Annotated in this window: 10 protein-coding genes; 5 read left to right on the top strand and 5 right to left on the bottom strand. The window is 60.1% G+C overall.

The annotated features are described in order from the left end of the window. Positions 1 to 20: 20 nt before the first annotated feature. The gene (locus ACNA0I_RS17795) at positions 21 to 935 is read right to left on the bottom strand and encodes a sugar phosphate isomerase/epimerase family protein (protein ID WP_415807344.1); all 915 of its coding nucleotides are present in this window, start codon (positions 933 to 935) and stop codon (positions 21 to 23) included. Positions 936 to 974: 39 nt separating this feature from the next. After that, positions 975 to 2,069: a Gfo/Idh/MocA family protein gene (locus ACNA0I_RS17790; protein ID WP_415807343.1), complete on the bottom strand. Its 1,095-nt coding sequence runs from the start codon at positions 2,067 to 2,069 to the stop codon at positions 975 to 977. A 365-nt stretch (positions 2,070 to 2,434) separates the two neighbouring features. Here ACNA0I_RS17790 and ACNA0I_RS17785 point away from each other — a divergent pair, with 365 nt between their 5' ends. Beyond that, positions 2,435 to 3,445, top strand: coding sequence for a LacI family DNA-binding transcriptional regulator (locus tag ACNA0I_RS17785; protein WP_415807342.1), 1,011 nt, complete (start codon positions 2,435 to 2,437; stop codon positions 3,443 to 3,445). Positions 3,446 to 3,626: 181 nt separating this feature from the next. Here the strand turns inward: ACNA0I_RS17785 and ACNA0I_RS17780 are convergent, their stop codons facing one another. The 3 genes from ACNA0I_RS17780 to ACNA0I_RS17770 form a co-directional block, all read right to left on the bottom strand. Further along, complete coding sequence (locus ACNA0I_RS17780; RefSeq protein WP_415807468.1) at positions 3,627 to 4,541, bottom strand: alpha/beta hydrolase; 915 nt, start codon at positions 4,539 to 4,541, stop codon at positions 3,627 to 3,629. A 146-nt stretch (positions 4,542 to 4,687) separates the two neighbouring features. Then, on the bottom strand, positions 4,688 to 5,323 hold the full coding sequence (locus tag ACNA0I_RS17775) for a LysE family translocator (RefSeq protein ID WP_415807341.1): 636 nt from the start codon (positions 5,321 to 5,323) through the stop codon (positions 4,688 to 4,690). A 46-nt stretch (positions 5,324 to 5,369) separates the two neighbouring features. Then, positions 5,370 to 6,293 carry a DMT family transporter gene (locus ACNA0I_RS17770; protein WP_415807340.1) on the bottom strand — a complete coding sequence of 308 codons (924 nt, stop codon included), beginning with the start codon at positions 6,291 to 6,293 and terminating at the stop codon, positions 5,370 to 5,372. A gap of 156 nt (positions 6,294 to 6,449) precedes the next feature. Between ACNA0I_RS17770 and ACNA0I_RS17765 the strand changes: the two genes are divergently transcribed. From ACNA0I_RS17765 to fusA, 4 genes are all read left to right on the top strand, one after another. Continuing rightward, entirely contained in the window at positions 6,450 to 7,847 is a 1,398-nt protein-coding gene (locus ACNA0I_RS17765; RefSeq protein ID WP_415807467.1) for an aminotransferase-like domain-containing protein, read from the top strand. A 76-nt stretch (positions 7,848 to 7,923) separates the two neighbouring features. Next, positions 7,924 to 8,271, top strand: coding sequence for a protein tyrosine phosphatase family protein (locus ACNA0I_RS17760; RefSeq protein WP_415807338.1), 348 nt, complete (start codon positions 7,924 to 7,926; stop codon positions 8,269 to 8,271). Positions 8,272 to 8,362: 91 nt separating this feature from the next. Beyond that, positions 8,363 to 8,830 (top strand): universal stress protein, encoded by a 468-nt coding sequence (locus ACNA0I_RS17755; RefSeq protein ID WP_415807337.1) that lies wholly within the window; start codon positions 8,363 to 8,365, stop codon positions 8,828 to 8,830. A 510-nt stretch (positions 8,831 to 9,340) separates the two neighbouring features. Beyond that, positions 9,341 to 11,452, top strand: a complete 2,112-nt coding sequence (gene fusA, locus ACNA0I_RS17750; protein WP_415807336.1) for an elongation factor G — start codon at positions 9,341 to 9,343, stop codon at positions 11,450 to 11,452. Positions 11,453 to 11,472 lie beyond the last annotated feature (20 nt).

Here is an 11,472-nt window from a genome sequence, read left to right as displayed (position 1 = left end):
GAGATGTGCGTGTGCACGGATCACACGCCGTTGGCCAGCAACTTGCCGTCCAGGAATGCCTTGGCACGCGGGACGTCGTCTTCGGTCAAGTGCTCGATGATGATGGGGATGTTGGGATGGCGCTTGGCCAGGCGCTGCAGATACAGGTCGTAGTTCAGGCTGCCCAGCCCCGGTGCCGGCAATTCGATTTCACCCACGCCTCGGAACGTATGGCTTTCTGCAGCGTCAGCATCACCGATGTCGCTGTGCTTTTCCGATTTGTCGCCGTCGGCGCGCTTGACGTCCTTGGCGTGGGCGATGCAGATCTTGTCGGACAGCGCGTCGAATACTTGGTTGAGCGTCTTGTCCATGTCGTCGATGTTGTGGTCTTCGAAATAATTCGTCGGGTCCATCAACAACCCCAGGCCAGGATGGTTGACTTCGGCAAACATGCGCAACGTTTCCTCTACCGAGCCCACGACGTTGTTGACATAGGTCTCCAGCAAAAATATCGCGCCATGATCGTAGGCATGTTGTGCCAGGCCTTGAATCACCGAGCGGCATTGTTCCCAGCCTTCTTCGGTCTTGTTTTTCGGGTGATGCACCCAATCGCTCTCGGTGGCGAATGTGCCGGTCTCGGAGATTACGTAAGGGGACCCGAGGTACTGTGCGTGCGCGATGATTTCTTTCAGGTAGCCATTGCGTCGTTGCCGTTCTGCAGGCTCGGGATGCACGATGTTGGTATAGGCCGAGATGCAGGAAACAGGCAGGTTGTGTTCGCGAAAGGTATCGCGGATGCGTTTGCATTTTTCGGGCGTGATCTGGCCTGCGCTGAGGTCCATGTCCTTGAAATGCAGGTCCAATTGCACGGTGTTGAAACCCTGTGCCCGGATCTTGGCGGCCGAGGTCGCCAGGTCGTAGGGGAAATAACCTGAAAAAATGCCGGTTTGAATCACGTTTGTCTCCTTGGTGGAGGGCGGTGCTGCCCCTTTGGTTTACTTGTGTTGAATCGGAACTTCGTCCAGGCGCACCGTGCGGCGCTCGGCGTCGGATAGGTATGCGGCCTCGACCAGCGCCATGGTTTTGACGTTATCGGCGACGGTCAGCGCGGGCTCGGTGCCGCTGGCCAGGGCGTATTGCAGTTGTTCCATCACGCCGATAAAGGCCTGCGGAAACCACATCGAGGACCATTCAGGCGTGACCCATTGCCCCTGGGTGGCCTGCTTCGACGTGTAGGACAGCGTGGAGGGTTGGCCGTGCGGCCAGCCTATGGTGCCCTTGGCCACGCCCTCGGTGCCCTCGACGCGCCAATGGATGTACTGGTCGTCGGCATGACCCTCGCCGCGAGGCCCGGCCCATACGTCTTCCAATGACAAGGCCATCAGCCCGGATGCGAATTGCAGCGTCGTGGTGACGATGCCGTCGTGATGGGGAAATGCCGTGCGCGGGTCGCTGCGAGTCAGTGTGGTGACATGGGTCGGCTCGCCAAACAGATAGCGCAGCACATCCAGGTGATGCACGCTCATGTTCGAGAGCGTGAGCCGATCATAGTCAGCTAAGAATCCCTGCCAGTGGGGAATGGCGTGCATGTCTATCTGGGCCAGCACCGGGGTGCCGAGCACGCCTTGGTCGAGCAACTGCTTGAGCACGCGCATGGATTGGTCATAGCGCATGTTCTGATTGACCGAAAGCAGTTTGCCGGCGCGCTGCGCCTCATCACGCAATGCGATGGCTTCTGGCAAAGACAACGCTAATGGTTTCTGTGCCAGGATCGCTTTGACGTTCGGTGCTGCAAGTGCGGCGCGGATCAGTGCGGGTTGCTGATCCGGCGGGAAAGCAATATCGACGACGTCGACGCCGGGATCGTTGATGAGCGCATGGGGAGTGTCATGGACTCGCCCGATCTCCCACCGCTGCGCGACGGCCTGAGCTTTGCTCGGCGTGCGCGAGGCAATGGCGACCACTTGAAAACCGGCTTCGCGATAGGCCGCGAGATGGCACTCTGCCATGATCATCCCGGCGCCGATACATCCAATACGAAACTGGTGCTCTCGCACTGGTGGATCGGGCAGGAGGGTAAGAGGGGGCATGGCGGTCTCCGAGGCTGGCCGGTCTTGCAAGCCAGGCCAAAGGGCGGACTCACAGCAGGCGCTTGATTGATCTAATTAGAGGTGATTATTACATCATTTCAATCTTTAAATAACATCAATAAACATCAGAAATAGTCCTTATTGACAGAAAGAGTGCCTTTCGTCTATCCAGATCAGGCGTGTGCCGACGCTGAGCAGTGAGATCACTGGGCGCGCAGAGGGCTTCCTATTGTCTTGGCACACGGGGACCAATCCTAGGGGAGGATGCGTTTTGAGTTGATCCCATCATTTTGATGTATTTCAATCAAATTGATGTGATATCATCAATCCCTATACCGACTGATGATGACGTTAAGGTGACCACGATGGCGCGAGCCACCATCACGACGATTGCCGAGGCCGCGGGGGTCTCTACTGCCACGGTAGACCGTGTGCTGAACGGACGCGAAGGCGTACGTCGCCAGACGCGGGATCACGTCTTGGCAATTGCACGCAAGCTGGGTCACGGCGCCGAGCTGGGCCAGTCCGAAAGCACCGCCATGCGCCTCGATTTTGTGCTGCCAGCCGGCGACAACAGCTTTATGGTGCTGTTGCGGCAACACCTGCTGGCCGAGGCGCAATGCCGGCCAGACATTCAGGCGAGATTGCATCTGGTCGAGGGCTTTAATGCCGACAAATTGGCGGCGCAGCTCTATCAACTGAAGGGCAATACCGACGGTGTCGGGCTGGTCGGGTTGGATGACCCCCAGGTTCGAGATGCCATCGCGGCATTGCAGGTCAGCGGCATTCCTGTATGTACCCTGGTGTCGGATATTCCGACGTCATCGCGCATCGGTTATGTGGGTATCGATAATCGGGCGGCGGGACGTTTGGCCGCCAGCTTGCTGGGACGCTTTTTGCCCCCTGGCGTATCGCAGGGCGTGAGCGTATTTCTGGGCTCGCTGGCCTACCGCGGACACGAGGAACGCGAAATGGGTTTTCGCGCGTTGCTCAACGAGGAGTTCCCGCATCTGAAGATCGAACGCATGCTGGAAATCGGCGACGATCGCGCGCGCGCCTATGAGCTGACTCGGCGGGTGTTGCAGCAGTCCACGCCGGCAGGCATCTATAACGTCGGTGCCGGCAACTCAGGCATTGGCCGCGCCTTGCAAGAGGCCGGCGTGCAGCGCCAAGTCGTGTTTGTGGGACACGATCTGACGACGACCTCGCGGCAGTTTCTCCTGGATCGCACGATGGACGCGGTGATAGACCAAAATCCACGCGTCGAGGCGCGCGAAGCAATCAGCATGCTTGCGGCAGCGGTCCGAGGTTTGTCCGAGCCTACCTATATGCCGCGGCTGCAAGTGATTTTTCGCGAAAACATCCCATCGAGTTGAGTTGCGTTGCCTTGGCGGTCACGAATTCCCTTTCCGGGGCCGCGTGACCACCATGGGCCTTGCATAACGAGAAAAATGCCTATGCTGGCAATCGGTACGTTTCAAGCTCGATGCTTGTTTGCGTATGTGAGGCTGGCGAGTGTGAAGCCTGCCGGCAGAAACGGGAAAACTGCAGCGGTGTTCATCCCGCCGATCGGGCCGCGGTATTGTCGGCAGCTGCAGCTGGATAGGCTTTGCCTGCATCGCGAATGAAGTCTCGCACAGCGGTCTCATAGACCGCACCGCTGCGGATCGCACCCGAATGCGAGGCGCCCTCGATTTTGATGACGCGTTTCAGGTTTTCCGGGACTTTGACGGCTGCGGCGAAAAGCTCATCGCTCATGGTGTGCGGCACGACGCGGTCTGCCGTGCCATGCAGAAACAACATGGGCGTGCTCAGTGTCGCCAGCTTTTCTATGGAGGCAAAGGGCTGCGTCACCAGCAGGCTCGCGCCGGGAAGTTTGCCCCATTTCAACGTGCCCAGCATGGCGGCAATGCTGGTAAAGCTGGATTCGACGATGAGCCCCGCAAAGGCAGGCATGTCGGGACGCGAGGCCAGGTCGATCGCAATCGCGCCGCCCAGGCTATGGCCATAGACAAATCGCTTGGCGGGATCGGGTTGGCGGCGAGCGAGTTCGTGTAAAGCTGCCGAGGCGTCTTCGATCGCGGAGTCTTCCGATGGCAACCGGGGTGTCGATTGGCCAAAGCCGCGGTAGTCGATGGCAAGCACCGAGTAGCCCATGCGAGTCCAGCCGGACATACGAAAGGCGCTACCGTTCAGATTCCAGCGCGCGCCGTGCAGATAGAGCACTGTCGGGGCCGACGTGTTCGGGTGTTGCCAATACCAGGCATGGACTTTGTCGCCGTCGGCCAGCGTCAGGTCAAAGACCTTCGTGCCGGTCGGTGGTTCGCTCCACCAGCGCTGCGGTTCAGGCTCGGGAGAAAAAATCGCTTGCCGCTGCCAGGCATCGAGTTGCGTGCAGCCCACCACGCTGGCACAAGCCAGCAGACCGACGACGATAAGACGCCGTAAAGAGAATCGCGGCAGCAAAGGCATAAGCAAGGTGGTAGCCACAGTCTCTGCGGCCGAATACGGAATGCGTTGTCGATCATACACTGCGTCGCGTCATCGAGGCGCGAGCCCGCTGCGCAGCGCAATGGTGACGTGTGTGCTGCTGAGGGGAGGTCGACAACGGATCGTTACTAGATCATGTCCTGCACAATGGGGTATAGCGACGCGACCAGCAGCAAGGCCATGCCGATATTAAACATCCGTATCGCGTGGGGACGATGCAGAAATTTCTGCAGGGCGGCACCAAAGGCGACCCAGACGCCCAGGCTGGGCAGGTTGACCAGGCAGCACACCAGGGCTGCAAGCATCAGGTTCCAATAGAAACCCGTTTGGGGGGTATACGTGACGATGATGCCCACCGTCATGATCCATGCTTTCGGGTTGACCCATTGGAACAATGCGGCCTGCAGAAAGCTGAAGGGCCGGCTGCGTTGTTGACCGCTTTCCAGCGGGCCGGATTGGGCGATTTTCCAGGCTAGATAAAGCAGGTAGGCAGCGCCCACGTATTTCAGGATGGTATAGAGCCAGGGGAACTGATGAAATACGGTGTCCAGGCCGAGCCCCACCAGGACCAGCATGAGCGTGAACCCCAGGTTCACCCCCAACATATGGGGAATCGTGCGGCGAAAGCCAAAGTTCAGGCCCGACGAGGCCAGCATGATGTTGTTCGGCCCGGGCGTGATGGAGGTGACCAGGGCGAATAGCGATAGCGGGCCCAGCAAGAGCCAGAGTTGTTCGCTGGAGGGCACGGCGGTTGCGAGAGACATGAGGGATCGAGGCCAATGACAATGACTAGGTGCTAGGTGCTAGGTGCTATACCGCTTTTTTCACAATAGCGCGGCGGCCGCCTGCAATGATGGCAATGACAGCCAGCGCAAACACAAAGGTCATCGGCTCAACCGGCTCATGAAACAGCCACGCAGCGGCCAATACGGTCAAAAAGGGCTGCAACAGCTGTACCTGCCCGACGCGGGCGATACCGCCTATCGCCAAGCCGCGATACCACGCAAAAAATCCCAGGAACATCGACCCGAACGCCAGGTAGGCGAATGCGCCGAGTACGCCCATGTCGGGCCAACCGCGGGTCGCGATCAGATCCACGCCCATCCAGATGACAGGCCCGGCCAGGACAGGCGCGCTGATGACCAGCGCCCAACAAATCGTACGTGCGCCGCCGAGGGTGCGCGAGGCCCGGGCGCCTTCGGCGTACCCCATGCCGCCGAGGATGACGGCCACCAACAGCCACAGATCCCCTGTCTGCAGGCTGCCATGGCCTTGGCGCAAGGCATAGGTCATGACCAGCACGGCCCCCGCGCCGGCCCAGCCCCAGAACGCGCCCGACGGGCGTTCGCCGCTGCGCCAGGCAGCAAAAATAGCCGTGCAAAGCGGCAACAATCCATTAAAGACCGCGCCGTGCGAGGACGACACGGTGGCCATGGCCAGTGTCGAGGTCAGTGGCCACCCGACGACAATGCCCAGAGCGGCCAGGACCACACCGGGCCACTCGTCGCGATTGGGCAGCCGGCTGCGGGTGAGCCATAGCAGCAACGCGGCCGGCACAGCCGCCAGCAGCGCGCGTCCCAGGCCGATCAGCAGCGGCGACATGTCGGCCACGGCGATCCGGGTCATGGGCAGGGTGAGAGAAAACACCAATACCCCGATCAGGCCGTAGCTATAGCCCTCCCAGAGTGGCGAAGCAACGGGGGCGGGCGCAGCATAAGTGGTCGGGCGCGACATGATTTCAGCAGGCGTGGTTGAGCGTTGTGATTTCCCACACTCTACGCAAATAAAGCGGTACAGTACCTATACACTTTTTCAGTTCACTTTGATGTCTGGCCTGGTAAAACAACCATGACAGTTGAAATATCTCCCCCTACCTCCAACTGGCGGCCGGTGCGTCAGGCCGATGCCACGCTGGTGGCCCAGTTGGCCGAGGACGTTGCGCGCCGTATTGACGACCAAGGTTTGCGCCCGGGAACCCGGTTGCCGTCCATTCGTACGATGGCCGAGCAGACAGGCGTCAGCCGATTTACGGTCGTCGAGGCCTACGATCGCCTGGTCGCACGCGGTCTGGTGCAGTCGCGCCGCGGGGCAGGCTTTTTTGTGCGCGCGCGTCGCGAGCCGCTGAGTGCCGAGGAGGTCGCCAAGCCAGATCCCTTGGCACCGCCAGCCCGCATTGATGTGACGTGGTTGCTGCGCAGTATGTTTCGCGAGCCCACAACCTCGTCCATGCCTGGGGGGGCGGGGCTTTTGCCGGCGGACTGGCTGGATCCGGACATGGTATCGGCCGCTGTCCGTGCCGTGGGACGCTCTGTACGCGGCAATCTGGTGTCCTATGGTTCGCCGCAGGGATACGCCCCGTTGCGTCAGCAGTTGGCGTCGCGTCTGCAGGCCGAGGGTGTGCCTGCCCATCCCGAACACAACCTGCTGACCACCAACGGGGTGACGCATGGCCTGGATCTGGTCGGCCGGCATTTCGTGCAGCCAGGAGACGCCGTGCTGGTCGAGGATCCCGCCTGGTTCGTGATTTTCGGGCGCTTGGCGGCGTTCGGCGCGCGCTTGATCGGGGTGCCGCGGGGGCCGGATGGCCCGGATCTGGAACAACTGGACAGGCTCGCGGCGCTGCATAAGCCGCGTTTATTCATCACCAATACGACGGTGCACAATCCGACCGGCCATACCCTGTCGGCGGGCGCGGCGTACGATATTTTGCGCCTGGCTGAACGGCACGATTTTTGGGTGGTCGAGGATGACACGTATGGGGAATTACATCCCGGCGGCGCCGTCAAATTGGCGTCGTTGGATCGTTTGAACCGGGTCATCCTGGCCGGCGGTTTTTCCAAGATGCTGGCGGCCAGCTTGCGCGTGGGTTACCTGGCGGCCAATGCCGAGGTGTTGCGCCGACTGGGGGACCTGAAAATGCTGGCGGGTCTGACGACGCCGGAATTGGGCGAGCGAGTGGTGCATCGGGTGTTGATCGAGGGCCAGTATCGCCGGCATGTCGAACGGGTGCGCGCACGCGTCAATACGGCTCGTGAACAGTGCCTGGCCCAACTGATGTCGATGGGAATGACGGTGCCGCACGAGCCCCACGCCGGGATGTTTGTCTGGGCGGATTGCGGCCGTGATGCCGAGGTGCTGGCCCGCACAGCGGCTGATCGTGGCCTGTTGCTGGCGCCTGGCAGCTTGTTTTCGCCGTCTCAGGCGCCTTCGACCATGTTGCGGTTTTCCGTTTCGATGGTGGACACGCCGGGAATTTGGCCGGCCTTGTCTGCAGTCTTGGCAGCCTAGGCTTGTTCGGACGTCCTATACTGATTGCTTACAGGGATTGTTTTTTCATTCTACGTATTTACCCGAGGAAATCTTCATGTCTGACGTCCAGATTCGCCCATTGACAGAGCAGTTCGCGGTGGCCCCGCAGCTCTCGCCCGCAGACATGGCAGGGGTGGCTGCCGCAGGTTACAAAAGTGTGATCATCAATCGTCCCGACTATGAGGGCGGCCCCGATCAGCCTACGGCTGCGGATGTGTCCGAGGCGGCGCGCCAAGCGGGATTGCAGGTGGAGTACCAGCCGGTGGTCGGCAGTGCGATGACGGCTGATGACGTGGTCCGATTTGCGGAATTGCTGCGTACGTTGCCTGGTCCGGTGCTGGCATATTGCCGTACCGGGACGCGTTGCACGAATTTGTTCGTTGCCTCGCAGCAGCTCCCTTGATCCGCATCAAATATTGCGGAAAGCCCGCAATGTTGCGGCCGGCGTTTTCCGGTAGCATGGTATTTCCTACTAGCAGACAGGAGCAGGCATTATGTTCAAGAAAGTCTTGATTCCTACCGACGGCTCCCCGCTCTCGGCCCAGGCCGCCAATGCGGGTATCTGCTTTGCCCGGTCCGTCGGCGCCGAGGTCGTTGCCCTGCATGTGACACAGCCTTTTGCTGCCACCATCGGATTTGATGGGATGGCCGCGGCCTATGCCATCACTGACGAAGACTACGAGAAAGCGTCGGCGGAGCAGGCGGAAAAGTATCTGAAGCAAATCCTCGCGCGGGCGGAGACGGCCGGCGTCAAGGCCGATTCGCGCGCGGTATCCAATTTCAATGTGGCCGATGGGATTGTTCAGGCGGCTACTGAGAACGGATGCGATTTGATTTTTATCGGCAGCCACGGGCGTAGCGGGTTGTCGCGCTTGCTGTTGGGAAGCGTGACGGCGAAGGTGCTGTCGTTGGCTACCAATGCGGTATTGGTTTATCGCGTTAAAGAAGAAAAGAAGAAATAGCGAGGGTTCTGCGTCGTCCTTGGGTCGAAAACGGCGTCTCTTTTCTGGGGCGCAGGTCGACGGGCGGCGTGGGACCAATTTTTTCAGGCCGGATGGGCTTTTGCTGGCGAGAGGGTGGCGTTCTTTTGGCGCCGCCGTCCGCCGTGTAAAGGCCTCACCGGCCCTATCGCACGGACTCGCCCCGTTAGCAGGGGGCTCGGTCCGCTGCGCGGACTGGGATCCGTGCTCTACGGGCCGGTGAGGCCTTTACATGGCGGACGACGGCTCGCGGTGGGGGAATGCCATCGTTGCGGGTTTTGCCGAGCAGCTTTCTCCTACGGCTTTTGATTTTCAACGGGTCTTGTTGGAGGCGCTGCTCGCTGACGCGTGGCGCAGTTTGACGCGCCCTTTTGCAAACCTGTTGCGAGGATAGGGCTATAGGGGGTGGGCGTTATTTTGTGGGCGTAATATGCTTTGAGCGCAGTTCCATGACTGTGCTGGATTACTGGATTGAATTCACCAGGAAAGGCTATGACTCGCAAAACGCGCATCGATCAATATCGCAATATCGGTATCAGTGCCCATATCGACGCGGGCAAGACCACGACGACTGAGCGCATTCTGTTCTATACCGGGATCACCCATAAATTGGGCGAGGTGCATAACGGCGCCGCGGTGATGGATTGGATGGAGCAGGAGCAAGAGCGCGGTATTACGATCACGTCGGCGGCGACGACGGCGTTTTGGCGTGGGATGGCGGGGAATTATCCTGAACATCGCATCAACATCATCGATACTCCGGGACACGTCGATTTCACGATCGAGGTCGAGCGCTCGATGCGCGTGCTGGATGGCGCTTGTATGGTGTACGACGCGGTGGGCGGGGTGCAGCCGCAATCCGAGACGGTGTGGCGGCAGGCGAATAAATATGCCGTGCCGCGCATTGCGTTCGTCAACAAGATGGATCGTATCGGCGCGGATTTCTTTCGGGTGCAAAAGCAGATCGTCGACCGCCTGAAGGGCGATGCGGTGCCGATTCAGATTCCGGTTGGGGCCGAGGATCATTTCCAAGGCGTGGTCGATCTGGTCAAGATGAAGTCCATTATCTGGGACGACGAGAGCCAGGGCGTGCGGTTCGAGTATCGCGATATTCCGGACGAGCTGCAGGATGTGGCGCGCCGGTGGCATGACCACATGGTTGAAAAGGCCGCAGAGGCCGATGAGGAATTGCTGGAGAAATATCTGGCAGGCGAGACCCTGTCCGAGGACGATATCAAGCGCGGTTTGCGCAAGCGCACGATCGCCAATGAAATCGTGCCGATGCTGTGCGGCAGCGCCTTTAAGAATAAAGGTGTGCAGGCCATGCTGGATGCGGTGATCGATTATCTGCCGTCGCCGGTCGATGTGCCCGCCATCAAGGGGCACGATGAGAAAGACCGCGAGCTCGAACGCCATCCGGATGACAAGGAGCCGTTTTCGGCTTTGGCATTCAAGATCATGACCGATCCGTTCGTGGGGCAGCTGGTGTTCTTCCGCGTGTATTCGGGGGTCGTCAAATCCGGGGATTCGGTGTTGAATCCGCTCAAGGGTAAAAAGGAACGGCTGGGACGTCTGTTGCAGATGCATGCCAATGAACGGCGCGAGATCAGCGAGGTTTACGCTGGCGACATTGCTGCCGCAGTGGGGATTAAAGAGGTCACCACCGGCGACACGCTGACTGATCCGGCGCATGTGATCATTCTGGAACGCATGACATTCCCCGAGCCGGTGATTTCTCAGGCGGTCGAGCCCAAGACGAAAGCCGATCAGGAAAAGATGGGTGTGGCGTTGAATCGATTGGCGCAGGAGGATCCTTCTTTCCGGGTGCGCTCGGATGAAGAGTCCGGCCAGACCATTATTTCGGGCATGGGTGAATTGCACCTGGAGATCCTGGTCGACCGCATGAAGCGCGAGTTCGGAGTCGAGGCCACGGTAGGCAAACCTCAGGTGGCGTACCGCGAAACCATACGCAAGACCTGCGACGAGGTCGAGGGCAAGTTCGTGAAGCAATCGGGCGGGCGCGGCCAGTATGGTCACGTGGTGCTGAAACTCGAGCCCCAAGAGCCTGGCAAAGGTTATGAGTTCGTTGATGCGATCAAGGGCGGCGTGGTGCCGCGCGAATATATCCCGGCGGTGGATCGCGGGGTGCGCGAGAGTTTGAATGCCGGGGTGTTGGCGGGTTATCCGGTGGTCGATATCAAGGTTACGCTGGTGTTCGGTTCGTACCACGATGTCGATTCGAACGAAAACGCATTCCGGATGGCTGCATCGATGGCATTCAAGGAAGGCATGCGGCGCGCCAAGCCGGTGCTGCTGGAGCCCATGATGCAAGTCGAGGTCGAGACGCCAGAGGAATTCACGGGACACGTGATGGGCGATCTGTCGTCGCGTCGCGGGATGGTGCAGGGAATGGAGGACATCGCGGGCGGCGGCGGCAAGCTTGTACGCGCCGAGGTGCCGCTATCGGAGATGTTTGGCTATTCCACGTCGCTGCGCTCGCTGACGCAGGGGCGGGCGACTTATACGATGGAATTCAAGCACTATGCCGAGACGCCTAACCAGGTGGCGGAGCAGGTCATTGCTGCGCATGGTGGGGGGCGTTAAGGGGGGACGCTGTTGGGCGG

The organism is Bordetella muralis (assembly GCF_965139205.1).
Taxonomy (GTDB): domain Bacteria; phylum Pseudomonadota; class Gammaproteobacteria; order Burkholderiales; family Burkholderiaceae_B; genus Bordetella_A; species Bordetella_A muralis.
Note: the sequence above shows the minus strand (reverse complement) of the source record. Positions and strands in the feature narration are given on the sequence as shown.